Genomic DNA, 23,678 nt, shown 5'->3' on the forward strand with positions numbered 1-23,678 from the left:
ACCCGGCGCCAGCGGCGTGGCGCTTGACCCAGCGTCAGCGCTGCCGCACGGTGTGCGGGTGAATGCTCCGTCCGCGAAGGTGCCTGGCTCAGACGAGTCCCTGCCCGTGCCGCTGCGCGAGGCGCTGCAGGCCTTCGGTGAGCACCTCGAGCTGGAGGGCGGCCGGTCGCGGCACACCGTGCGGGCCTACCTGGGTGACGTCCGGTCCCTGTTCCGCCACTGGTGCGGGGCCGAACCGGCGGTGACGGGCCTGGACGGGCTGACGGTGCAGGTGCTGCGCTCCTGGTTGGCGGCACAGTCCGGTGCGGGCGTCGCCCGCACCACCCTGGCGCGGCGCACGGCGGCCGTGCGCAGCTTCACCGCCTGGGCGCTGCGCACCGGCCGCACCACCAGCGACCCTGGCACCCGGCTGGCCTCCCCGCGCGCGCACCGCACCCTGCCCGCCGTGCTCCGCCCCGACCAGGCGGCCCAGGCGGTGGACGCTGCCGCGCTGGGTGCCGAGCAGCACGACCCGCAGGCGCTGCGCGACCACCTGGTGATGGAGCTGCTCTACGCCACCGGCATCCGGGTGGGGGAGCTGTGCGGGCTGGACCTGGAGTCGGTGGACGCCGAGCGCCGGGTGCTGCGGGTGCTGGGCAAGGGCGGCACCGAGCGGTCGGTGCCCTACGGCGTGCCCGCGGCGCGGGCGCTGGACGCCTGGCTGCAGCACGGGCGCCCGCACCTGGCGGGTCCGCGCAGCGGCGCCGCCCTGCTGCTGGGCGCCCGCGGTGGCCGCCTCGACCAGCGGGCGGTGCGCCGCACGGTGCACCAGGTGGTGGGCACCGTGCCCGGCGCGCCCGACCTGGGCCCGCACGGGCTGCGCCACTCCGCGGCCACCCACCTGCTGGAGGGCGGCGCCGACCTGCGGGTGGTGCAGGAGCTGCTGGGGCACTCCACCCTGGCCACCACCCAGCTGTACACCCACGTCAGCGTCGGCCGGCTGCGCGCGGTGCACGAGCAGGCTCACCCCCGCGCCTGAGGCCCGCTCACTCCGCCCAGGGCTTGAGCCGCACCGGCCAGCTGCCCACCAGGCGCAGCGGGTCGAGGTAGGTCTCGCCCCGGCGCACCCCCCAGTGCAGGCACGCCGCGCCGGGGCAGCCCGCGTGCCCGGCCTGCAGCACCCCCAGCACCTGGCCCTGCTGCACCGGCGCACCGGCGGCCACCTGCGCCGTCACCGGCTCGTAGGTGGTGCGCAGCCCGCTGGGGTGCTGCACCGACACCACCCCGCGCCCGGCCAGCGGCCCGGCGAACACCACGGTGCCCGCACCGGCCGCCAGCACCGGCGCCCCCGCTGCGGCAAGCAGGTCGACCCCGCGGTGTCCCGGCCCGTACACGCTGGCCGGCGGCTGGAACGGCCGCGCGACCAGCGGCCACCCGCCCAGCGGCCAGGAGTAGGTGCCCCGGGGAGCCGGCACGTCGGGGGCCTGGGTGGGCACGGCGCTGGCCGCTGCCGACGGCGGCACCAGCACCGCGCACAGCAGCGCCACCACCGCCAGCACCCAGCTCCGTCGCCCCACCGGACGACCCTCACCCACCTGCGTCCGAGAGCCCAGGCGCGCGCGGTGTGCTGTGCACGAGGGCTGGTCGCTGTGCACAGCCACGGGGGTCGCGCAGGTCGGTGGTGCAGGTCGTGCCCGGCAGGTCGTACACTGGGCCCGCGACCTGTGCGTGCACAGGCCGACTTCGCGCGCCTGAGTCCCACCCGTTCCACCAGGTGGACGGTTGCCGGCGGTCCCGCAGGAGCGGGTCCGGCATCCTTCTCGGGCGCCAGGGCGCTGGTCCACCCGGCCAGCGCGACAAACCGGCCGCGTGCCAGCGGGTCTTGGCCCCTGGCGCGCACTGAGCAAGAAAGGACGAGGGGCGACCCTCGACCACCACTATGGCAGTCGTCACCATGAAGCAGCTGCTCGACAGCGGCGCACACTTCGGGCACCAGACCCGACGCTGGAACCCCAAGATGAAGCGGTTCATCTTCACCGACCGCAACGGCATCTACATCATCGACCTGCAGCAGACGCTGGTCTTCATCGACCAGGCGTTCGAGTTCGTCAAGGAGACCGTCTCGCACGGCGGCACCCTGATGTTCATCGGCACCAAGAAGCAGGCGCAGGAGTCCATCGCCGAGCAGGCGACCCGCGTCGGCATGCCCTACGTGAACCAGCGCTGGCTGGGCGGCATGCTCACCAACTTCCAGACCGTGCACAAGCGCCTGCAGCGACTCAAGGAGCTTGAGTCGATGGAGCAGACCGGTGGCTTCGAGGGTCGCACCAAGAAGGAAATCCTCATGCTCACGCGTGAGATGACCAAGCTGGCGCGCACCCTCGGTGGTATCCGCGACATGTCCAAGGTTCCGAGCGCGGTGTGGATCGTCGACACCAACAAGGAGCACCTGGCCGTCGCCGAGGCCCGCAAGCTGAAGATCCCGGTCGTCGCGATCCTGGACACCAACTGCGACCCCGACCTCGTCGACTACCCGATCCCGGGCAACGACGACGCGATCCGCTCCGCCGCCCTGCTGACCAAGGTCATCGCCACCGCGGTGGCCGAGGGCCTGCAGGCCCGGGCCGGACGCAGCGGCGACGGTGACGCCAAGCCCGAGGGTGGCGTCGCCGAGCCGCTGGCGGAGTGGGAGCAGGAGCTGCTCGCGCAGTCCGCCACCGCCGCCGCGGCCACCGAGGTCGTCGCCGAGGCTGCTGCGGAGACCCCCGCCGCCGAGACCGCGGTCACCGAGGTCGTCGAGCAGGTCGCGGAGATCCCCGAGACCGCTGCGGCCGAGTCCGCCATCGGCGGTGCGCCGGTCTCCGAGACCGACGCCCCCGCGGACAACTCCTGACGTCCCGCCAGAGCCGGGCACCCCACCCCGGGTGCCCGGCTCTGGCGGTCGTCGCAGCGCGTCGAGTGCCGCACCGGCACACCGCGCACCGGGTTCGCTGAACCCGCCCCCCGTCGAACGCACCAAACCAAGGAGGCTCGCCGCACATGGCGAACTACACCGCCGCGGACGTCAAGCGACTCCGCGAACTGACCGGGTCCGGAATGATGGACTGCAAGAACGCGCTCACCGACAGCGAGGGTGACTTCGACAAGGCCGTCGAGCTGCTGCGCATCAAGGGCGCCAAGGACGTGGGCAAGCGGGCCGAGCGGGCCACCGCCAACGGCCTCGTCGCCGCGGCCGACGGCGTCATGGTCGAGCTCAACTGCGAGACCGACTTCGTCGCCAAGAACGCCGAGTTCCAGGAGCTGGCCGACCGCGTGGTCACCGCTGCCGCTGCCGGCAAGACCTCCGACGTCGCGGCCCTGAACCTGCAGGCCGTGGACGGTGCCACCACCGTGGCCGACCTGGTCGCGCAGTTCTCCGCCAAGATCGGCGAGAAGCTCGAGATCCGCCGCGTGGTCAGCTACGACGGCCCGGTGGCCGTGTACCTGCACAAGCGCTCCGCCGACCTGCCGCCCGCCGTCGGCGTGCTGGTGGAGTACACCGGCGACTCCGAGGAGGCCGCGCAGGCCGCCCACGGTGCCGCGATGCAGGTCGCCGCGATGCGCCCGCGCTACGTCACCCGCGACGAGGTTCCCGAGGACATCGTCGCCGCCGAGCGTCGCATCGCCGAGGAGACCGCCCGCGAGGAGGGCAAGCCCGAGCAGGCCATGCCCAAGATCATCGAGGGTCGCGTCAACGGCTTCTTCAAGGACACCGTGCTCCTGGAGCAGGCGTCCGTGCAGGAGTCGAAGAAGACGGTGAAGGCCGTGCTGGACGCCGCAGGTGCCACCATCACGCGTTTCTCCCGCTTCGAGGTTGGTCAGGCCTGACCGAAACAGCATGAGGCAGGATGGCGGGGTCGTCCCAGCCGCACCGAGACGATCGGTGCCGGCTGAGATGACCCCGCCGTCGTGTGCACACCCAGCGCCGGACGCCCCCACGGACGCCCGGCGGCGTCAAACCCCGGCGAGACCTCGAGGAGCCCGATGACCGTCCAGGACACCCACACCACGCGAGGCGGCTACCGCCGCGTGCTGCTCAAGCTCGGCGGGGAGATGTTCGGCGGTGGGGGCGTGGGGGTCGACCCCAAGGTGGTGCGCAACGTCGCCGCGCAGATCGCCGAGGTGGTCCGCACCGGCGCACAGGTGGCCGTGGTCATCGGTGGAGGCAACTTCTTCCGCGGCGCCGAGCTGCAGCAGCACGGCCTGGACCGCGCCCGCGCCGACTACATGGGCATGCTGGGCACGGTGATGAACTGCCTGGCCCTGCAGGACTTCCTGGAGCAGGCCGGGGTGGACACCCGGGTGCAGACCGCGATCAGCATGGGTCAGGTCGCTGAGCCCTACATCCCGCGCCGGGCCGAGCGTCACCTGGAGAAGGGGCGCGTGGTCATCTTCGGCGCCGGCATGGGCATGCCCTACTTCTCCACCGACACCACCGCCGCCCAGCGGGCGCTGGAGATCGATGCCGAGGTGGTGCTGATGGCCAAGGGCGTCGACGGGGTGTACACCGCCGACCCCAAGACCGACCCCACCGCGACCATGTTCACCGAGATCACCCACCGCGAGGTGCTCGACCGCAGCCTCAAGGTCGCCGACGCCACCGCCTTCAGCCTCTGCATGGACAACAAGATGCCCATGCTGGTGTTCAACCTGCTGGTCGAGGGCAACATCGCCCGCGCGGTGGCGGGGGAGAAGATCGGCACCCTGGTGCGCTCACCGAAGTGACACGCTGACACCGCGAGCGGCGGACAGCCGTGTGGTGCGGAGACTGGCATCAGTGCAACGAGACCGGAGGAACTGCTGTGATTGACGAAGCTCTCTTCGAGGCCGAGGAGAAGATGGAGAAGGCCGTCTCCGTGGCCAGGGACGACCTGTCCTCGATCCGTACCGGTCGCGCCAACCCGGGGATGTTCAACCGCATCGTGGTCGAGTACTACGGCGCGATGACCCCGGTGACCCAGCTGGCCAGCGTCACGGTGCCCGAGGCCCGGATGGCCGTGATCAAGCCCTACGAGGCGGCCATGCTGCGCAACATCGAGACCGCGATCCGCAACTCCGACCTCGGGGTGAACCCGTCCAACGACGGTCACATCATCCGGATCTCGCTGCCCCAGCTCACCGAGGAGCGTCGCCGGGAGTTCGCCAAGCAGGCGCGCGGCAAGGGCGAGGACGCCAAGGTCGCCGTGCGCAACGTGCGCCGCAAGTCGATGGACGAGCTCAACCGCATCCAGAAGGACGGTGACGCCGGCGAGGACGACGTCAACCGTGCCGAGAAGGAGCTGGACAAGGTGACCGCCCGCTACGTGGCGCAGATCGACGAGATGGTGAAGAACAAGGAGGCCGAGCTGATGGAGGTCTGACCCGGCCTGCACCAGCACGGACGAGCACCAGCACGAACCAGCACCAGCACACCAGGTCGAGCAGCAGGGAGGGCGGGATCCAGTGGTGACCGATCACGACGTGTCGACCAGTGGAGGCCAGGCCCCGCCCGTGCAGCGCACCTCGCGCGCCGGGCGCAACCTGCCCGCGGCCCTGCTCGTGGGCGGCGGCCTGGGCGCCCTGGTGATCTGCGCCCTGGTCTTCTACCCGCGGGCCTGGATCGGCATCGTCGCCGTGGCGATGGCGATCGCCACCTTCGAGCTGGGCACCGCCCTGCGCAGGACCGGCCTCAGCATCAGCCTGGTCCCGGTGCTGCTGGGCGGGCAGGCCGTGGTGTGGCTGGCCTGGCACAGCGTCACCGCCGCCCTCGCGGCCTTCGCCGTCACGGTCGTCGCCTGCATGGTGTGGCGGCTGTGGGGCAGCACCGAGCACTACCTGCGCGACACCGCCGTGTCGGTGTTCGTCGTCGCCTGGGTGCCGCTGTTCGGGGCCACCTCGGTCGCCCTGGTGGTGCAGCCCGACGGGGCGGCCAAGATCGCCGCCCTGATGATCGCGGTGGTCTGCTCCGACGTCGGCGGATACGCAATGGGCGCGCTGTTCGGCAAGCACCCCATGGTCCCGAGCATCAGCCCCAAGAAGTCCTGGGAGGGCTTCGCCGGCTCGCTGGCCCTCGGCGTGGTCGGCGGGGTGCTCACCTTCTGGCTGCTGCTGGACGCCAACCCGTGGGCCGGGCTGCTCTTCGGCGCCGTGCTCGTGGTGGTGGCCACCGTGGGCGACCTGATCGAGTCACAGGTCAAGCGCGACATCGGCATCAAGGACATGGGCACGCTGCTGCCCGGCCACGGCGGGCTGATGGACCGGCTGGACTCCGTGCTGCCCTCGGCGGTCGCGGCCTGGCTGCTGCTCAGCGCGCTGGTCTAGCCCACCCGCCCGGCCCGGCGCCCCGGTGAGCGTGATCCGCAGCCCCAACGTGTGGCACCACCCCCAGCTCTACGAGCGGGAGAACCGGGCGCAGGACGTGCACGGCGCCGTGGACGCGGTGCTGCGCGAGGTGGCCGACTGGCACGGCCGCGACGTGCTCGACGTCGGCTGCGGAACCGGTTTCCACCTGCCCCGCTTCGCCGACGCCGCGCGGTCGGTGCACGGGGTGGAGCCCCACCCGCCGCTGGCCGAGCTGGCCCGGCGTCGCACCCGGGGCCTGGCCCACGTGCAGGTGCACCAGGCGGGTGCCGAGGCGCTCCCGCTGCCCCGTGACTCGGTGGACGTGGTGCACTCCCGCACCGCGTACTTCTTCGGCCCCGGCTGCGAGCCCGGCCTGGCCGAGGCGACGCGGGTGCTGCGCACCGGGGGAGTGCAGGTGGTGGTGGACCTCGACGTCACCCGCTCCCGCTACGGCTCCTGGATGCGCCAGGACCTGCCACCCGGCTACCGGGCCGAGCAGGTCGAGGCGTTCTTCGCCGACCAGGGCTTCGCGCTGCGGCGGGTGGACACGGTGTGGCGCTTCGAGACCCGCGAGGACCTGCGGGCGGTGCTGGGCATCGAGCTGTCCCCGCGGGTGGCGGAGCAGGCCGTGGCGCAGGTGCCGGGACTCACCGTGGACGTGGCCTACCGGGTGCACTGGCGGCGCAAGGGCCTGCACGTGCCCCTGCACCAGCACCGCTAGCTGCGCTTGCGCTTCTTGTCGGCCTTGCGCAGCTGGTGGATGCGGGCGCCGCCCACCAGCGCCATGATCAGCGCCCCGGCGATCGCGGCGAACAGGATGCTCACGCCCAGCGGCAGGCTGAAGTCCCAGAAGAAGATGGCGAACTCGGTGCTGTCGTTGTTCTGCAGGATGAACACCAGCAGCACCACCAGGATCAGCGCCCCGGCGATCAGCCCGCTCCAGGCCGCCGCGGCCCGGTTGCGCCGCTTGGGGGCCGCCGGCGCGGTTCCCGCCGTCCCGGCACCGGTGCCCGCCGTGCCCGAGCCGAGCGCGGAGGCGCCGCTGGTCTCGCTGGGGCGCACCGGTTCCTGCGCCATCGCCGGACGGTCGGGGGAGTCTGGGTTGGGGTGCATGTCCAGATCATGGCCCTTCCGCGGCGCACGCGCACCCGCGCCGCGCTGGGGTAGTGCGACAATGGAGACATCATGACCTCCCTGCCTCTCGTCTTTGACGCCCCCAAGCGGGGCATGCCGCCCCGCCACCTCGCCGACCTCGACGCCGACGGTCGCCGCGCCGCAGTCGCCGAGCTCGGGCTGCCCGCCTTCCGCGCCGACCAGGTCGCCCGCCAGTACTACGTGCGCCTGCAGGGCGACGCCGCGCAGATGACCGACCTGCCCGCCGCCGTGCGGGAGAAGGTCGGACAGTCGCTGCTGCCGCCCCTGTTCACCCCGGTGCGCCACCTCTCCTGCGACGAGGGCACCACCCGCAAGACGCTGTGGCGAGCCCACGACGGCACGCTGGTGGAGAGCGTGCTGATGCGCTACCCCGAGCGCGCCACCCTGTGCATCTCCAGCCAGGCCGGCTGCGGCATGGCCTGCCCGTTCTGCGCCACCGGGCAGGGCGGCCTCGACCGCAACCTCTCCACCGCCGAGATCGTGGACCAGGTGCGCGCTGCCGCGGCCGCCATGCGCGACGGCGAGGTGGGCGGCACCCCCGGCCGGCTGTCCAACGTCGTGTTCATGGGCATGGGCGAGCCGCTGGCCAACTACAAGCGGGTGGTGGCCGCGGTGCGCCGCATCACCGACCCCGCACCGGACGGCCTGGGCATCTCCCAGCGCGCGGTCACGGTGTCCACCGTCGGGCTGGCCCCGGCCATCCGCAAGCTCGCCGACGAGAACCTCTCCGTGCGGCTGGCGGTGTCGCTGCACACCCCGGACGACGAGCTGCGTGACACGCTGGTGCCGGTGAACAACCGGTGGTCGGTGGCGGAGGTGCTGCAGGCCGCGCGCTACTACGCCGACAAGTCCGGCCGGCGGGTCTCCATCGAGTACGCCCTGATCCGCGACATCAACGACCAGCCGTGGCGCGCCGACCTGCTGGCCAAGAAGCTCAAGGCCGCGCTGGGCCCGCTGGTGCACGTGAACCTGATCCCGCTGAACCCCACCCCGGGCAGCAAGTGGGACGCCAGCCCCAAGCCGGCGGAGCGGGAGTTCGTCCGTCGGGTGCGCAACGGCGGCGTGTCCTGCACGGTGCGCGACACCCGCGGCCAGGAGATCGCCGCGGCCTGCGGCCAGCTCGCCGCCGAGGGCTAGGCCCCGCAACGACGAACAGCCGACCGCGGTGGCTGCTGCCGTGCGGTCGGCTGTTCGGGTGGTACGGGTGCTGCTCGCCTGCGGGCGGGGGGAGCTACCTGCGCCAGGAGGTGCGGCGGCGCATGGCGTCGCGGACCAGGATGAACACCAGCAGCGCGGCCAGGCCGATGAGCCACAGGTCCTCGACCCGGCCCTGGTGGTTGCCGATCAGCATGAGCAGCAGGATTGCGGCGACGACCCAGCCGCCGATGCGGGTGGCCTTGGGGAACTCGCCGTGCCAGCCCCACTCGGCAGACGGCTCGTCCACGAGGTCCACGGCGGTGACTGTGGACTGCGCCTCGGGCTTCTCAAGCTGCTTGCCGGCCACGGTTGGCTCCTCCTGCTCGATCCTGCGCGCTCCGCGAGCGGGCTGTGTTGGCGACCATCGTGGCACACGCGACTCCCGGCGGTGCTCACGGCACGGCGTTGGTGCCGGGGAGATCGTGTGATCTGCGTCGGGGGCATCGGGGATGATGCGGGGGTGAACACCAGTGGCACCCCCGTGAGCACCAGCACCAGCACCAGAACCAGCACCTCCGCCAGCGCCGGCACACCCGGTCCGGGCGCGGCCGCCGGCTCGGCCGCTCCGGCCCGGGTGCTGCTGCTGGGCAGCACCGGCTCCATCGGCACGCAGGCGCTGGAGGTGATCGCCACCAACCCGGGGCGCTTCACCGTGGTGGGCCTGGCCGCCGGTGGGGGCAACGTGGACGCGCTGCTGGCCCAGGTGCGCGCCACCGGGGTCGCCGCGGTGGCGGTGGCCGACCGCACCGCTGCGACCGAGCTGCGCGCCGCCCTCGCTGCCCATGACCTGGGCGCGGTGCAGGTGCTCGACGGTCCGGACGCGGCCACCGAGCTGGTCCAGGCGGTGCCGGCCGACGTGGTGCTCAACGCCCTGGTGGGCTCGCTGGGCCTGCGCCCCACCCTGGCCGTGCTGGCCACCGGGGCGCGGCTGGCGCTGGCCAACAAGGAGTCGCTGGTGGCGGGCGGACCGCTGGTGCTGGCCGCGGCCGCGCCCGGCCAGCTGGTGCCGGTGGACTCCGAGCACTCCGCGCTCGCCCAGTGCCTGCGCGGTGGCGCCGCCGGGGAGGTGGCGCGCCTGGTGCTCACCGCCTCGGGTGGGCCCTTCCGCGGCTGGAGCGCGGCGCAGCTGCGCGGCGTCACCCCGGAACAGGCGGGTGCGCACCCCACCTGGTCGATGGGCCCGATGAACACCCTCAACTCCGCCACCCTGGTGAACAAGGGCCTGGAGCTCATCGAGACGCACCTGCTGTTCGGCACGCCCTACGACCGCATCGACGTCACCGTGCACCCGCAGTCGATCGTGCACTCCATGGTCACCTTCGCCGACGGCTCCACCCTGGCCCAGGCCAGCCCGCCGGACATGCGGCTGCCCATCGCCCTGGCGCTGGGCTGGCCCGACCGCATCGCCGGTGCCGCCGCCGCGTGCGACTTCAACACCGCCGCCACCTGGACCTTCGAGCCGCTGGACGAGGAGGTGTTCCCCGCGGTGGCCCTGGCCCGGGAGGCCGGCACCGGCGGCGGGTGCCTGCCCGCGGTGTACAACGCCGCCAACGAGGAGGCCGCGGCGGCGTTCCTGGCCGGCGCCGTGAGCTTCCCCGACATCGTGCGCACCGTTGCGGCGGTGCTGGGCGAGGCGGACGCCCACCGGGCGGTGCCGAGCGGGGTGGCCGACGTGCTGGCGGCGGAGGACTGGGCCCGCGCCCGGTCCCGGGAGCTGACCCAGCAGCGTCGGCGGTGACACAGCACCGCCGATCTGGTCACGGAGAGCCAGCGCCACCGGGCTCAGCCGGTACCGTTGAGCGCGACGGCACCCGGCAAGGCGGACAATAGGAGTTGTGGAGATGGTCTTTGCCTTCGGCGTGGTGCTGTTCGCGCTGGGGATCGGCTTCTCGATCGCCCTGCACGAGTTCGGTCACCTGCTGATCGCCAAGGCCTTCGGCATGAAGGTGCGGCGCTACTTCATCGGCTTCGGACCCCGGTTGTTCTCCTTCCGCCGCGGTGAGACCGAGTACGGCTTCAAGGCCATCCCGGCCGGTGGGTTCTGCGACATCGCCGGGATGACCGCGCTGGACGAGCTCGACCCGGACGAGGTCGACCGGGCGATGTACAAGCAGAGCGCCTGGAAGCGGATCGCGGTCATGCTCGGTGGGCCCATCTCGCACTTCGCCCTGGGCATGGTCCTCATCTACGTGCTGGCCGTCGGCTTCGGCCTGCCCAACCTCGACGCCACCGACAAGGCCGTGGCCGGTGCGGTGGGCTGCGTGGCCCCCACCCAGTCCGCGGACGGCAGCTACGCCGAGTGCACCGGCGAGGGCCCGGCACAGCGGGCCGGGCTGCAGGCCGGCGACACCATCGTCGCCGTCGACGGCAAGCCCACCCCCACCTTCGCCGACGTCATCGCAGCCACCCAGGCCCTCACCGGCCCGGCGCCGTTCACCGTCGAGCGGGACGGGCGCGAGGTCACCCTCACCATCGACGTCGAGCCCGTGCAGCGCTACGTGGTCCGGCCGGGCGACCCCGAGCCCCAGCCGGCCACCGTCGGCGCCATCGGCGTCTCGCCGGTCAGCTACGCACCCACCGAGCACAACGCGGTCTCCGCGATCCCGGGCACCGTGGCGTTCACCGGCACCATGTTCGAGAAGACCTGGGAGAGCCTGCTCAAGTTCCCGGAGAAGGTGCCCGCGGTGGTGCGGTCGATCGGCGGCGAGGAGCGCAGCGCGGACACGCCGATCAGCGTGGTCGGCGCCAGCGTGATCGGCGGCCAGGTCGCCGAGCGCGGGCTGTGGGAGGTCTTCATCCTGCTGCTCGCGAGCCTCAACTTCTTCATCGGCATCTTCAACCTGCTGCCGCTGTTGCCCCTGGATGGCGGCCACATGGCCATCACCACCTACGAGAAGGTCCGGGACATGGTCCGCAGGGCGCTCGGCAAGGCGAAGGCGGCACCGGTGGACTACACCAAGATGCTCCCGCTGACCTACGTGGTGCTCATCATCGGCGGCGGCGTCACCGTGCTCACGGTGATCGCCGACGTCGTCAACCCGATCCAGCTGTTCCCGTGAGCAGCACACTCTTCGAGGAAGGACGATCGTGACCACACCCGTCACGCTCGGCATGCCGGAGGCACCCCAGCCGGTGCTCGCCCCGCGTCGCCCCACCCGCCAGCTGCACGTCGGTGACGTGGGGGTGGGCAGCGACTTTCCCGTGTCGGTGCAGTCCATGACCACCACCCGCACCCACGACGTCAACGCCACCCTGCAGCAGATCGCCGAGCTGACCGCCGCGGGCTGCGACATCGTCCGGGTGGCGTGCCCGCGCACCGAGGACGCCGAGGCGCTCAAGGCCATCGCGGCCAAGAGCCAGCTGCCGGTGATCGCCGACATCCACTTCCAGCCGCGCTACATCTTCGCCGCGATCGACGCCGGCTGCGCGGCCGTGCGGGTCAACCCCGGCAACATCAAGGAGTTCGACGGCCGGGTCAAGGAGGTGGCGCTGGCGGCCAAGGACGCCGGCATCCCCATCCGCATCGGCGTCAACGCGGGCTCGCTGGACCCGCGCATCCTCACCAAGCACGGCAAGGCCACCCCGGAGGCACTGGTGGAGTCGGCGCTGTGGGAGGCCGGGCTGTTCGCCGAGCACGGGTTCAACGACCTGAAGATCTCGGTGAAGCACAACGACCCCGTCACCATGGTCCGCGCCTACGAGCTGCTCGCCGAGCAGTGCGACTACCCGCTGCACCTGGGCGTCACCGAGGCCGGACCGGCCTTCCAGGGCACGATCAAGTCGGCGGTGGCCTTCGGGTCGCTGCTCTCCCGCGGCATCGGCGACACCATCCGCGTGTCCCTGTCTGCCCCTCCCATCGAAGAGGTCAAGGTCGGCAACCAGATCCTGCAGTCCCTCGGCCTGCGCCCGCGCAAGCTGGAGATCGTCTCCTGCCCCTCCTGCGGGCGGGCCCAGGTGGACGTCTACACGCTGGCCGACCAGGTCACCGCGGGCCTGGAGGGCATGGAGGTGCCGCTGCGCGTGGCGGTGATGGGCTGCGTCGTCAACGGGCCCGGTGAGGCCCGCGAGGCCGACCTGGGCGTGGCGTCGGGCAACGGCAAGGGCCAGATCTTCGTCAAGGGCGAGGTGATCAAGACCGTTCCCGAGGCGATGATCGTGGAGACCTTGATCGAGGAGGCGATGAAGATCGCGGATCAGATGAAGGACAGCGGTGCCACCTCCGGCGAGCCTGCTGTGACCGTCGGCTGATGTGCCCGCTGGGCCCGCTGGGCCGCCGCGCGGCGGGCTGAGCCGTGCTCCGGGTCGGTGCGGGCGCGCAACCGTGGGACGACCGCCGGGCTGTCGTGCGCCGGCTGGGACAGGCCGACGCCGACGAGGTGGTGCGCGGGCTGGGCACCGATCCGGTGGCCAACTGCATGGTGCTCGCCCGGGTGGAGGCCCACGGAGTGACCCCCAACCGGCTCGGCGCCGAGCTGTGGACGGTCGACCACCCGGGGCGGTCGCTGTGCTACTCCGGCGCCAACCTCATCCCGGTGCACGGCTCGCCGGAAGCGGTGGCGATGTTCGCCGAGCTGGCCCGGCGCCAGCCCCGCGCCTGCTCGTCGCTGGTGGGCATGGCGCACCTCGTGCTGCCCATGTGGGAGCTGCTGGAGGACTGGTGGGGTCCCGCTCGTGAGGTGCGTGCGCGGCAGCCGCTGCTGGCGCTGCCGGGTGCGCCGCTGGTGACGCCCGACCCGCACGTGCGCCGGGTCTGTCCCAGCGACCTGCCCGCGTACCTGCCCGCGTCGGTGGCCATGTTCATCGAGGAGATGGGGATCGACCCCACCGCCGCCGACGGTGGCGCTGCCTACCGCCGCCGGGTGGTCGAGCACATCGCCGAGGGCCGGGCCTACGCGCGGTTCGAGGACGGCGCAGTGGTCTACAAGGCGGAGGTGGGCGCCAGCTCCAGCACCACCGGGCAGATCCAGGGCGTGTGGGTGGCCCCGGAGCGGCGCGGCAGCGGGCTCGCCGGAGCGGGGACCGCCGCGGTGGCCGCCGCCATCCGCAGCTCCCACCGGCTGCCCAGCCTGTACGTCAACGACTTCAACGCCACCGCACGACGGGTGTACGAGCGGATCGGCTTCCACGAGGTGGCCACGTTTGCCACCGTGCTCCTGCACTAGAGCCAGTACCGTGCTCCTGCACTAGAGCCGGCCCGGCTGCTGGGCGCCAAGGGTTTCGGTGTGCCGGTGCTTATGCTGGGCGGCGATGGTCACCGTCTCTGCGCGACCCCGCACCCTGGCTGGCCCGCGACTGCTGGCGGCCGTGCTGCTGGCGGTGCTGATGGTCACCGGCTCGCTCACCGCCTGCACCAGCGGGCCCAGCGCCGCCGACGCAGCGTCCCGGTTCCTGCAAGGGCTCTCCGCCGGTGACCTGGCCGCGGCCGGAGCCGCCACCGACCAGCCCGACGCGGCGCGTGCGGCGATCGAGACGACCCGCACCGGTCTGGGGGCGGAGTCGGTGGACACCGAGCTGGGGGAGGTCCGCACCTCCGACGGCACCGCCACCGCCGACTTCACCGCGCACTGGCACCTGGCCCAGCAACGCACCTGGACCCACACCGGCCAGCTGAAGCTCGGGCGCACGGGAGGGGACTGGACGGTCCGCTGGAGCAGCGCCAACCTGCACCCGAGGCTGGCCGACAACCAGTCCCTGGCCGTTCGGGCGGACCCCGCGCCCACCGCGTCGGTGCTCGACCGCAACGGCCAGGCGCTGCTCAACCCCGGCGTGGTGGTGCGGGTGACCCTCGACCCCGCCGCGGCCGGCGACGTGCCTGCCGTGGCCCGCGACCTCGCCGCAGCGGTCAGCCGGTTCGACCCCGCGATCACCACCCAGTCCATCATGGACGGGGTGGCCACCGGCGGGGCGGCGCCCTACCCGGTGGTGACGCTGCGGGAGAACGACTACCTGGCGGTGAAGGCCGCGATCTACGAGCTGCCGGGCGTCAGCTTCAGCAGCCAGGCCGCGCTGCTCAGCGTCGACCCCACCGTGGCGCCCACCCTGCTCCGCGAGGTCAGCTCCACGGTGCAGGACGACCTGGCCGGGCGGGCCGGTTGGCGCGTGGTCACCGTGGGACCCAACGGTGCGCAGGTGGAGACCCTGGCCACCACCGCCGCGGAGCCTGCCGCGGCGGTGCGGCTCACCCTCGACCACGGCGTGCAGCAGGCCGCGCAGAACGCCGTGCGCAGCAAGCCGGAGCCGGCGATGACGGTGGCGCTGAAGGCGTCCACCGGGGAGGTGCTGGCCGTGGCCCAGAACGCCGCGGCCGACGCCGCCGGACCAGTGGCGCTGACCGGCCTGTACGAGCCGGGCAGCACCTTCAAGACGGTGACTGCCGCCGCCGTGCTGCAGGCGGGCACCGTCACCGCCGAGACCCCCAGCGCGTGCCCGGCCACCACGGTGGTCGGCGGGGTCCGGGTGATCCCCAACTACAACGACTTCGCGCTCGGCGAGGTCCCCCTGCGCACGGCGTTCGCCGCCTCCTGCAACACCACCTTCGCCCAGCTGTCCGGCGCGCTGGGAGCCGATGCGCTGAGCACCACGGCCCGCTCGCTGGGCATCGGGATGGACTACACCGCGGCCGGGATGACCACCGTCACCGGCAAGGTGCCGCCCACCGCGGACCTGGTCAAGCGCGCCGAGGACTCCATCGGCCAGGGTGACGTGCAGGCCAGCCCGTTCGGCATGGCGCTGGTGGCCGCCACGGTGGCCCGGGGCACCACCCCGGCGCCGGTGCTGGTACAGGGCGCGCCCACCGCGGTGGCGGGCAGCGCTCCGGCCTTGCCGGCCCCGGTGCTCGACCAGCTGCGGGTGATGATGCGCGAGGTGGTCACCGGTGGGTCCGGACGTGGCGTGGCCGAGCAGGGGCAGGTGCACGGCAAGACCGGCGAGGCGCAGTTCGGGGACGGCACCCGGTCGCATTCCTGGTTCATCGGCTACCGCGGCGACGTCGCCTTCGCCACCCTCGTGGTGGGGGGAGGAAGCTCGGCCGGCGCCGTGGGCGTCACCGGCCAGGTGCTCGCTGCGCTGCCCGCGGGCTACTGACCGGGGCGTTGACTAGGCTGGGCCCATGTCTGTCTTCACCACCGCCCGTCCGCCCCTGACCCCGGGGCACCCCACCCCGATCCGCACGGTTCCCCAGTCGATCCCGCGTCCGGAGTACGTCGGCAAGCCGGCGCCGACGCCGAGCAACGACCCCTGGGTGCAGCCGCCGGAGGTCATCGAGGCGATGCGGGTGGCCAGCAAGATCGCGGCCCAGGCGCTGCAGGAGGGCGGCAAGGTGGTGGCGCCGGGCGTCACCACCGACGAGGTGGACCGCGTGGTGCACGAGTTCCTCGTCGACCACGGCGCCTACCCCTCCACGCTGGGCTACCGCGGCTTCAGCAAGAGCTGCTGCACCTCGCTGAACGAGGTGATCTGCCACGGCATCCCGGACACCACGGTGATCCAGGACGGCGACATCGTGAACATCGACGTCACCGCGTTCATCGGTGGCGTGCACGGCGACACCAACGCCACCTTCCTCGCCGGCGACGTCGCGCCCGAGGTGCGCGACCTCGTCGAGCGCACCCACGAGGCCACCATGCGGGCGATCAAGGCGGTCAAGCCGGGGCGCCAGCTCAACGTGGTGGGCCGGGTGATCGAGGCCTACGCCAGCCGGTTCGGCTACGGCGTGGTGCGGGACTTCACCGGCCACGGCATCGGGCGGTCGTTCCACAGCGGCCTGGTGGTGCTGCACTACGACCAGCCCAGCGTGGAGACGGTCATCGAGGAGGGCATGACCTTCACCATCGAGCCGATGATCACCCTGGGCGGCATCGACTACGACCAGTGGGACGACGGCTGGACGGTGCTCACCAAGGACAAGAGCTGGACCGCGCAGTTCGAGCACACCATCGTGGTGACCGCCACCGGCGCGGAGATCCTCACCCTGCCCTGACCGCGGGCAGGGCAGGGGCTAGCCGTTCTCCTCCAGGGTGCGGCCCTTGGTCTCCTTGACGAAGAAGATCACCACCACCAGGGAGACCGCGGCCATCGCGGCGTAGCCGGCGTAGGTGAGCGAGAGGTTCGCCGCGGAGAAGGTCGGGAAGGTCACCGTCACCGCGAAGTTGGCGATCCAGTTGGCCGAGGTGGCTACCGCCACCGCGGCCGCGCGGGAGCGGTTGGGGAACATCTCGCTCAGCAGCACCCACACCACCGGGCCCCAGGACAGCGCGAAGAAGAACACGAAGCCGTTGGCGGCGACCAGCGCGATGGTGCCGTACGGGGAGGGCAGCTCGGCCGCGGCGGCGGTGCCGTCGGTGGAGGCGGCCACCGCCTCCGCGTGGGAGAAGCACCACGAGGCGATGCCCAGGGCCACGGTCATGCCCACCGAGCCGATGGCCAGCAGCGGACGGCGCCCGATCTTGTCGATCACCGCGATGGCCACGAAGGTGCCCACGATGTTGACCACCGCGCTCACCACGCTGATGAGCAGGGAGCGGTCCTCGCCGATCCCGACGGACTGCCACAGCGAGGCCGAGTAGTAGAAGATCACGTTGATGCCGACCAGCTGCTGCAGCGCGGCGAGCGCCACGCCGAGCAGCACCAGCGGAACCATCTTGTGCTGGCCGGTGAACAGGTCGCGAACCCGGGAGCGCTCCTCCAGCTTGAGCGACACCCGGATCTCCTCGATGCGGTGGTCCACCTGCTCGGTGTTCCCGCCCTCCAGGCTGGCCAGGATCTTCGTTGCCACCGCCGTCTTGCCCTTGGCCACCAGGAAGCGCGGCGACTCCGGCAGCGTGTAGGTCATCAGCAGGTACAGCGCACCGGGGAAGGCCGCGGCCATCAGCATCCACCGCCAGGCCTCGAGCCCGGCGATCTCACCGCGCGAGCCACCAGCGGCCTCGGCGAGGGCGTAGTTGACCAGCGACGACACGGCGATGCCCAGCACGATGGCCAGCTGGTGCATCGATCCCAACCGCCCGCGGTAGGCGGCCGGGGAGATCTCGGCGATGTAGGCGGGGGAGATGACCGACGCGATGCCTACCGCGACACCACCCACGACCCGCCAACAGGCGAGGTCGACCACCGAGAAGGCCAGGGCCGAGCCCACCGAGCTCACGATGAACAGCACCGCGGCGATGCGCATCGTCCACAGCCGCCCCAACCTGCCCGCGACCGCCCCGGCGACCCAGGCCCCGAGGGCGGCGCCGATCAGGGCGAGGGACACGGTCAGCCCGGTCGCGGCGGTGCCGGCGTTGAAGCGAGACTGGATCGCCTTGACCGCACCGTTGATCACGGCGGTGTCGTAGCCGAAGAGGAAACCGCCCAGCGCGGCCGCGAGGGAGAACAGCAGGGCGTGGGCGACGCTGGCTCCTCCGGCGGGTGGTTCGGACCGGGCGGGGGTGCTGCTCGTGGCTCCGGTGCTCATCGGTCGTTCCGCCTCCCCGTGGCCAGGCATGCGCGTCAGCCGCGACGGTACGCCCGACGCTCCGGGGGTGCCGGGGAGCCGACGGGTAGCGTCGGCTCATGTCGGTGGAACAGGTGACCTGTGGTGAGCACACCTTCGACGTCCACCTCGGGGGTGACCCGGCGGACACCCCGGTGGTGCTGCTGCACGGGTTCCCGCAGAGTCCGCACTGCTACGACGCGGTGCTGCCGCGGCTGCACGCGGCAGGGCTGCGCACCATCGTCCCCGCGCAGCGCGGCTACTCCCCGGGGGCCCGCCCGACCGGGGTCGAGGACTACCGCATGCCCCACCTGGTCGGTGACGTCATCGCCCTGCTGGACGCCATGGACGTGGGCTGGGCGCACCTGGTGGGCCACGACTGGGGTGCGGCGGTGGCGTGGCAGGTGGCCGCCCGGCACCCCAACCGGGTCAGCAGCCTGGTGGTGGCCAGCGTCGGGCACCCGGTGGCCTTCGCCGACGCGCTGCGCAACGACTCCGCGCAGAAGGAGTCCTCGAGCTACATGCAGCTGTTCGCCCAGCCCGGAAAGGCCGAGGACCTGCTGCTGGCCGACGACGGGCGGCGGTTGCGGGCCATGGTGGCCACCGGGGGGCAGACCGCGGAGCAGGTAGCCGCCAGCGTCGAGCCGCTGCTGGAGCCAGGTGCGCTCACCGCCGCGCTGAGCTGGTACCGCGCCATGCGCGGGGAGGACTACCGCGAGTGTCCGGCGGTGGAGGTGGCCACCACCTACTTGTGGAGCACCGGGGACACGTCGCTGGGCCGCACCCAGGCCGAGGCCAGCCGCAGGCACGTGCTGGCCGACTACCGCTTCGTCGAGCTGCCCGGGGTGACGCACTGGATCCCCGAGGAGGCCGCCGCCGAGCTGGCCGCGGAGATCGTGCTGCGCTCCAGCCCCTGGTAGGAGCCGGGCCCGCTCAGCCGCGGCGGGGCTTGCGCGCACCCCCACGGGCACCGGACCTGCCACCCCGGGCACCGCCGGCCTGCTTCTGGGGCTGCCTGGTGCGTCCTGCTCGCGGGGCCGGCTCGGCGGGTGCCGGGTCGGCGCCGCGGGAGCTCCGGGCGGTGCGGCCCTTGACCACGCCGAAGAAGGTCTCCACCAGGTCGCTGTTGCGCTCGGGCACCCACGCCAGCGCCACCGGGGACGGCGCCACGTCGTGCACCGGGCGGTAGACGAGGTCGCGGCGGGCGTGCAGGCGGGCGATCGACTGCGGGACGACGACGATGCCCAGCCCGGCGGCCACCAGCTCGATGCGCTGGGCGTCGGTCAGCTCCTCGGCCACGGTCGGGCGCTCGCCGGTGCGCAGCTCCGAGGCGACGTCGCGCCACTCCGGCACGGTGTCCGGGTCCTGCAGCAGGTGCTCGTCGGCGAGGTCGGCCACCCCCACCGCATCGAAGAGCGCCACCGGGTGGTCCTTGGGCACCACCACCACCGGCACCTCCTCGTAGAGGCGCACGACGCTCAGCCCCTCGCGCTGCACGGGCAGCCGCACCAGGCACACGTCCACCCGCCCGGACCGCAGCGCGTCCACCTGCTCGGCCACCTCCACCCCCACTGCGCGCAGGGGCACCGTGGGCATCCGCTCGGACCACACGCGGCTCCACTTGGCCAGCGTCACCCCGGGCACGTAGCCCACGGTGAAGGTCTGCTCCCGTGGCGCGTCGTCGGCGGTCTCGGAGCCGCGGGGATCCGGTTCGGCCAGCGCTGACCGCGCCTGGGTGAGCAGCGCCTCGCCGGCCGCGGTCAGCCGGGTGGGCTGCTCGCCCGGCACCACCAGCGGCTCACCGACCTGCTCCTGCAGCGCGGCGAGGCTGCGGCTCAGCTCGGTGCGAGCGACGCCCAGCGACCGGGCGGCCTTGGTGAAGCTGGGCTGCTCGGCCACGGCCACGAAGTGGCGCAGCTGGCGGGGGTCGGCGGGCACCGGGGGAGTCCCTTCGTCGGTGGAGCGAGGCTTGCGGGGTGAAGCAGGGTCGATCGTTGCAGATAGGCTGACGTGGTGATCGAAGCGAGGAACCCCCGGTGAAGAAGCAGCAGACGATGAAGCCCGCCACGGCGGCGAAGAAGCTGGAGATCTACCTGCCTGCTGCCCCTGCGGAGTTCCGTGAGGGGACGGTCTCGCGCACCGAGCTCGAGGAGCTGCAGAACAACCCGCCGGAGTGGCTGCAGCAGCTGCGCCAGGCCGGCCCGCACCCGCGCAGCGTGCTCGCGCGCAAGCTGAAGATCTCCATCGCCGGGCTGGCCCGCGGAGGGGTGACCGAGGCGCTGACCACCGAGCAGGTGGACGCGCTGGTCGCCGAGGCGCCGGAGTGGCTGCAGGCCGAGCAGCGCCTGCAGGCCGGGGTGCGCGCGGAGAGCGCCCGCCAGCGCGAGGCCAAGCAGCAGTCCGGCAAGCCACAGTCCGCCAAGCAGCAGTCCGGCAAGCCGCAGACCCGGGCCAGCTAGACCTCCAGGCCCAGCAGGGCGTTCTCCACCACCTCCGCCAGCGCGGGGTGGATCCAGTACTGGCCGGTGGCCATCTCGGTGGCCGAGAGGCCGAAGGACATCGCCTGGATGAGCGGCTGGATCACGGTGGAGGCCTGCGCGCCCATCACGTGGGCGCCCAGCAGCCGGCCGGTGCCGCGCTCGGCGATCACCTTGCAGACGCCCTCGACGTCCTCCATCGCCCAGCCGTAGGCCACGTCGCCGTAGGCCTGAACCTTCACGGTGACGTCCAGCCCGTGCTCGCGCGCCTGCTCCTCGGTGAGCCCGACGGTGGCGATCTGCGGGTCGGTGAACACCGCGGCAGGCACGTGGGCGTGGCTGGTGGTGCGCGGGGACTCCGGGTGCAGCAGGTTGTGCTGCACCACCCGCGCCTCGTGGTTGGCCACGTGCTTGAGCTGGTAGGGCGAGCTGACGTCACCCAGCGCCCACACGCCGGGGACCACCTCGCCGTTGGTGGACAGCACTCGCTGCTGCTCGTCGACCATGATCCGGCCGTCCGGGTGGGTGCCGACCCCGGCGGCGCCCAGGTCCAGCAGGTCGGAGTTGGGGCGCCGCCCGGCCGCGACCAGCAGTGCGTCGCCGCTGACCACGTCGCCGTTGGTCAGCTCCACCTCGATGTCGGGGTGGCCGTCGACGTCGCTGCCCTGGCGCACCTTGGCCAGGCCGTGCCCCAGGTGCACGTCCCACTTCTCCTGGGCCAGGGCGGTGAAGCGCTCGGCGATGCCGCGGTCGAGCTGGCGCAGCAGGACGTCGCTGCGCCCGATCAGCGAGACGGCGCTGCCGAAGGCGGAGAAGACGTGCGCGAACTCGGTGGCGATGTAGCCGGCGCCCACGATCACCAGGCGCTCCGGCAGCCGGGGCAGCCGCATCACGTCGTCGTTGGTGTGGAAGGTGACCCCGCTGTCGAGGACCTCGTCGGGCACGATCGCCCGGGACCCGGCGGCGATCACGATGCGGTCGGCGGTGATGGTCTCCCCGGTACCGGTGTCGATGGTGTGCGGACCGGTGAAGCGCGCCTCGCCGGTGTAGACGGTGGTGCGGGGGGTGCCCTCGCTGCGGTAGCGCCGTCCGCCGGCGGAGATGGGGTCGACCCGGCCGAACACCCGGTCCACGATGTCCGGCCAGCGCACCTGGTCCACGTGGGCGTCGATGCCGTAGCGCTCGGCGTGCTGCACCGTGCGGGCCACGTCCGCGGCGTAGACGTACATCTTGGTGGGGATGCACCCCACGTTGAGGCAGGTGCCGCCGAAGATCCCCCGCTCGAGCACCGCGACGTCGAGATCGTCGAAGCGGTGGTCCAGGATCGTGTTGCCCGAGCCGCTGCCGATGACTGCCAGGTCGAAGTGCTTCACCCGGTGAACGCTACCGCGCGAGGTCGACCTGCTCGTGGAGCGCCGCCAGCCAGGCGTCCAGCTCGGCGTAGGCGGCCTCCCGCGCCGGGGCCTGCGAGAGGAACACGTCGTGGCGGGCGCCGTCGATCGGGGCGACCAGCGTCCGGCCGCCCAGGCACCCCGCCCAGCGGGCGATCTGGTGCACGTCGAGCACCGCGTCGGCGGTGTCGACGTCGGGGGAGTACGCCGTGGCGAAGTGGCTGCGGGTGGAGCGCAGCAGCAGCGACGAGCAGCCCACGTCCAGGCCCCGGTGCAGCGCGGCCTGGCCGTGCCGCACGGCGCGCATCCAGCCGAAGCGGGCGGGGAAGCCCACCAGCGGCTTCCAGGAGAGGTCGTAGTCCCACTCGCCACCGCCGGAGCGGTGCAGGCTGGTGCCGTAGGCGTCGGCGCTGCCCACCGGGATCACCCGCTTCGGCGCGAGCCGGCCCACGGTGTCGATCAGGGCGGTGCCCGCCGCGCTGCGGTAGTACGCCGGTCCCTGCAGGTCGAACCACGGGCTGTTGAGCACCAGGCCGTCCGGGGCGGGCAGCCCGGCCTGTCGGCGGCGATCCAGCCACAGCGGCACGACGAGACCCCCGGTGGAGTGCCCGCCCACCACCACGCGGTCACCGCCGGACTCCTGCTGCACGATCCGCAGCGCCTCGTCCAGCTCGGCGTCGTAGAGGGCGAGGTCGCTGACGAAGTGCGGCATCTGTCCCGGCCGGATGGACCGCCCGCACTTGCGCAGGTCGAGGGCGTAGAAGGCGTAGCCCAGCGCGGTGAGGTGCTCGGCCAGCCCGGTCTGGAAGAAGTAGTCGGTGTAGCCGTGCACGTGCAGGAACGCACCCCGCGGTGCTGCCCCAGTTGTGGCGTGTCGCACCAGGGTGGCCACGACCGGGGACTCCCCGTCCGGATCCGTGCCCAGCGGCAGCACCAGCTGCTGGTAGTCGGCACCGAGGACGTCGGGCTCCCAGTCGGTCATGGGGATCGATCCTAGGGGCAGGTGTGGTACCCATCGGGGATGACTCCTGTGCACCGATCGTGGTCCGCCGACCTGGACACCCCCACGCTCTACCGGCTCCTCGCCCTGCGCGTCGAGGTGTTCGTCGTGGAGCAGGCCTGCCCCTACCCCGAGCTGGACGGCGCTGACCTGCTGCCCCAGACCCGCCACCTGTGGCTGCAGGAGGGCGAGAACGTGCTGGGCACGGTTCGGCTGATGCAGCCCGACGGTGACGGGGGAGACTTCCGGATCGGTCGGCTGTGTGTTGCTCGACACGCACGGGGGCACGGTCACGCCCGTCGGCTGATGCAGGCGGCCCTGGCCGAGGTGGGTTCTCAGCCGTGCCGGCTGAACGCCCAGGTGCCGATGGTCGGCTTCTACGAGACGCACGGATTCGCCTCGGACGGTTCAGTTTTCGTTGAAGATGGGATCAAGCACCTGCCCATGCTGCGGTCCGGAGCGTGAGCCGGGAACCGGTGCTCTAACCACTACCCGTAGTGGTCACCCGAGCACCGTCAGCCACGATCTCGTTAGGCCGGCGAAAAAAGTCTGGGTAAGCAGAGGACTAAAGTTCCCTCCGTCTGAGCCGCACATGGCTCGGGCGCGAGCCCGGAACGCGATCGGCGAGCGGGCGTGCCTTGACTTCGAGA

General features: G+C 72.4%; 24 protein-coding genes. 17 read left to right on the forward strand and 7 right to left on the reverse strand.

Going from position 1 to position 23,678, the window contains the following annotated elements:
- The first annotated feature begins 79 nt into the window (after nucleotides 1-79).
- A complete protein-coding gene (locus tag ELX43_RS07025; RefSeq protein ID WP_241249816.1) occupies nucleotides 80-1,018 on the forward strand; it encodes a tyrosine recombinase XerC in 939 nt (312 codons plus the stop codon).
- 7 nt (nucleotides 1,019-1,025) lie between these two features.
- Here ELX43_RS07025 and ELX43_RS07030 read toward each other — a convergent pair whose 3' ends face one another.
- Nucleotides 1,026-1,475 (reverse strand): M23 family metallopeptidase, encoded by a 450-nt coding sequence (locus ELX43_RS07030; protein ID WP_241249878.1) that lies wholly within the window; start codon nucleotides 1,473-1,475, stop codon nucleotides 1,026-1,028.
- Between the two features lie 443 nt (nucleotides 1,476-1,918).
- On the opposite strand from ELX43_RS07030, the gene rpsB reads away from it, so the two are divergent.
- The 6 genes from rpsB to ELX43_RS07060 all read left to right on the forward strand — a co-directional run bounded on the left by rpsB (nucleotide 1,919) and on the right by ELX43_RS07060 (nucleotide 7,060).
- Nucleotides 1,919-2,872, forward strand: coding sequence for a 30S ribosomal protein S2 (gene rpsB / locus ELX43_RS07035; protein ID WP_127782743.1), 954 nt, complete (start codon nucleotides 1,919-1,921; stop codon nucleotides 2,870-2,872).
- Between the two features lie 146 nt (nucleotides 2,873-3,018).
- A complete protein-coding gene (gene tsf, locus ELX43_RS07040) occupies nucleotides 3,019-3,846 on the forward strand; it encodes a translation elongation factor Ts (RefSeq protein WP_127782744.1) in 828 nt (275 codons plus the stop codon).
- A gap of 156 nt (nucleotides 3,847-4,002) precedes the next feature.
- Nucleotides 4,003-4,743 (forward strand): UMP kinase, encoded by a 741-nt coding sequence (gene pyrH, locus ELX43_RS07045; protein ID WP_127782745.1) that lies wholly within the window; start codon nucleotides 4,003-4,005, stop codon nucleotides 4,741-4,743.
- A gap of 77 nt (nucleotides 4,744-4,820) precedes the next feature.
- Entirely contained in the window at nucleotides 4,821-5,378 is a 558-nt protein-coding gene (frr, locus tag ELX43_RS07050; protein WP_127782746.1) for a ribosome recycling factor, read from the forward strand.
- 100 nt (nucleotides 5,379-5,478) lie between these two features.
- Nucleotides 5,479-6,318 (forward strand): phosphatidate cytidylyltransferase, encoded by an 840-nt coding sequence (locus tag ELX43_RS07055; RefSeq protein ID WP_241249817.1) that lies wholly within the window; start codon nucleotides 5,479-5,481, stop codon nucleotides 6,316-6,318.
- Between the two features lie 31 nt (nucleotides 6,319-6,349).
- Nucleotides 6,350-7,060 carry a class I SAM-dependent methyltransferase gene (locus tag ELX43_RS07060; RefSeq protein ID WP_127784743.1) on the forward strand — a complete coding sequence of 237 codons (711 nt, stop codon included), beginning with the start codon at nucleotides 6,350-6,352 and terminating at the stop codon, nucleotides 7,058-7,060.
- On the opposite strand, the gene ELX43_RS07065 is transcribed toward ELX43_RS07060, so the two are convergent.
- Nucleotides 7,057-7,452, reverse strand: coding sequence for a lipopolysaccharide assembly protein LapA domain-containing protein (locus ELX43_RS07065; RefSeq protein WP_127782748.1), 396 nt, complete (start codon nucleotides 7,450-7,452; stop codon nucleotides 7,057-7,059). The two genes, ELX43_RS07060 and ELX43_RS07065, sit on opposite strands and share 4 nt — an antisense overlap.
- Before the next feature lie 69 nt (nucleotides 7,453-7,521).
- Between ELX43_RS07065 and rlmN the strand changes: the two genes are divergently transcribed.
- Nucleotides 7,522-8,631: a 23S rRNA (adenine(2503)-C(2))-methyltransferase RlmN gene (gene rlmN, locus ELX43_RS07070; RefSeq protein ID WP_127782749.1), complete on the forward strand. Its 1,110-nt coding sequence runs from the start codon at nucleotides 7,522-7,524 to the stop codon at nucleotides 8,629-8,631.
- A 94-nt stretch (nucleotides 8,632-8,725) separates the two neighbouring features.
- Here the strand turns inward: rlmN and ELX43_RS07075 are convergent, their stop codons facing one another.
- A complete protein-coding gene (locus ELX43_RS07075) occupies nucleotides 8,726-8,998 on the reverse strand; it encodes a DUF2631 domain-containing protein (protein WP_127782750.1) in 273 nt (90 codons plus the stop codon).
- 267 nt (nucleotides 8,999-9,265) lie between these two features.
- Here ELX43_RS07075 and dxr point away from each other — a divergent pair, with 267 nt between their 5' ends.
- The 6 genes from dxr to map all read left to right on the forward strand — a co-directional run bounded on the left by dxr (nucleotide 9,266) and on the right by map (nucleotide 16,669).
- Nucleotides 9,266-10,429, forward strand: coding sequence for a 1-deoxy-D-xylulose-5-phosphate reductoisomerase (gene dxr / locus ELX43_RS07080; RefSeq protein ID WP_127784744.1), 1,164 nt, complete (start codon nucleotides 9,266-9,268; stop codon nucleotides 10,427-10,429).
- A 103-nt stretch (nucleotides 10,430-10,532) separates the two neighbouring features.
- Nucleotides 10,533-11,750 (forward strand): site-2 protease family protein, encoded by a 1,218-nt coding sequence (locus tag ELX43_RS07085; protein WP_127784745.1) that lies wholly within the window; start codon nucleotides 10,533-10,535, stop codon nucleotides 11,748-11,750.
- Nucleotides 11,751-11,778: 28 nt separating this feature from the next.
- Nucleotides 11,779-12,939, forward strand: coding sequence for a flavodoxin-dependent (E)-4-hydroxy-3-methylbut-2-enyl-diphosphate synthase (gene ispG / locus ELX43_RS07090; RefSeq protein ID WP_127782751.1), 1,161 nt, complete (start codon nucleotides 11,779-11,781; stop codon nucleotides 12,937-12,939).
- A 95-nt stretch (nucleotides 12,940-13,034) separates the two neighbouring features.
- Nucleotides 13,035-13,853, forward strand: coding sequence for a GNAT family N-acetyltransferase (locus ELX43_RS07095; protein WP_241249818.1), 819 nt, complete (start codon nucleotides 13,035-13,037; stop codon nucleotides 13,851-13,853).
- Between the two features lie 85 nt (nucleotides 13,854-13,938).
- Nucleotides 13,939-15,774 (forward strand): penicillin-binding transpeptidase domain-containing protein, encoded by a 1,836-nt coding sequence (locus ELX43_RS07100; RefSeq protein ID WP_127782752.1) that lies wholly within the window; start codon nucleotides 13,939-13,941, stop codon nucleotides 15,772-15,774.
- 25 nt (nucleotides 15,775-15,799) lie between these two features.
- Complete coding sequence (map, locus tag ELX43_RS07105; protein ID WP_127782753.1) at nucleotides 15,800-16,669, forward strand: type I methionyl aminopeptidase; 870 nt, start codon at nucleotides 15,800-15,802, stop codon at nucleotides 16,667-16,669.
- Nucleotides 16,670-16,687: 18 nt separating this feature from the next.
- Here map and ELX43_RS07110 read toward each other — a convergent pair whose 3' ends face one another.
- Nucleotides 16,688-18,142: a sugar porter family MFS transporter gene (locus ELX43_RS07110; protein ID WP_127782754.1), complete on the reverse strand. Its 1,455-nt coding sequence runs from the start codon at nucleotides 18,140-18,142 to the stop codon at nucleotides 16,688-16,690.
- A 98-nt stretch (nucleotides 18,143-18,240) separates the two neighbouring features.
- Between ELX43_RS07110 and ELX43_RS07115 the strand changes: the two genes are divergently transcribed.
- Nucleotides 18,241-19,080, forward strand: coding sequence for an alpha/beta hydrolase (locus tag ELX43_RS07115; RefSeq protein ID WP_127782755.1), 840 nt, complete (start codon nucleotides 18,241-18,243; stop codon nucleotides 19,078-19,080).
- 13 nt (nucleotides 19,081-19,093) lie between these two features.
- On the opposite strand, the gene ELX43_RS07120 is transcribed toward ELX43_RS07115, so the two are convergent.
- The gene (locus tag ELX43_RS07120; RefSeq protein WP_127782756.1) at nucleotides 19,094-20,098 is read right to left on the reverse strand and encodes a LysR family transcriptional regulator; all 1,005 of its coding nucleotides are present in this window, start codon (nucleotides 20,096-20,098) and stop codon (nucleotides 19,094-19,096) included.
- 116 nt (nucleotides 20,099-20,214) lie between these two features.
- Between ELX43_RS07120 and ELX43_RS07125 the strand changes: the two genes are divergently transcribed.
- Entirely contained in the window at nucleotides 20,215-20,619 is a 405-nt protein-coding gene (locus ELX43_RS07125; RefSeq protein WP_127784747.1) for a DUF5997 family protein, read from the forward strand.
- On the opposite strand, the gene ELX43_RS07130 is transcribed toward ELX43_RS07125, so the two are convergent.
- On the reverse strand, nucleotides 20,616-22,010 hold the full coding sequence (locus ELX43_RS07130) for a mycothione reductase (RefSeq protein WP_127782757.1): 1,395 nt from the start codon (nucleotides 22,008-22,010) through the stop codon (nucleotides 20,616-20,618). The two genes, ELX43_RS07125 and ELX43_RS07130, sit on opposite strands and share 4 nt — an antisense overlap.
- Nucleotides 22,011-22,020: 10 nt before the next feature.
- Nucleotides 22,021-23,010, reverse strand: a complete 990-nt coding sequence (locus ELX43_RS07135; protein WP_127782758.1) for an alpha/beta hydrolase — start codon at nucleotides 23,008-23,010, stop codon at nucleotides 22,021-22,023.
- 39 nt (nucleotides 23,011-23,049) lie between these two features.
- On the opposite strand from ELX43_RS07135, the gene ELX43_RS07140 reads away from it, so the two are divergent.
- The gene (locus ELX43_RS07140) at nucleotides 23,050-23,493 is read left to right on the forward strand and encodes a GNAT family N-acetyltransferase (protein WP_127782759.1); all 444 of its coding nucleotides are present in this window, start codon (nucleotides 23,050-23,052) and stop codon (nucleotides 23,491-23,493) included.
- The last annotated feature ends 185 nt before the right edge of the window (nucleotides 23,494-23,678 follow it).

Source organism: Rhodococcus sp. X156 (genome assembly GCF_004006015.1).
GTDB lineage: Bacteria > Actinomycetota > Actinomycetes > Mycobacteriales > Mycobacteriaceae > X156.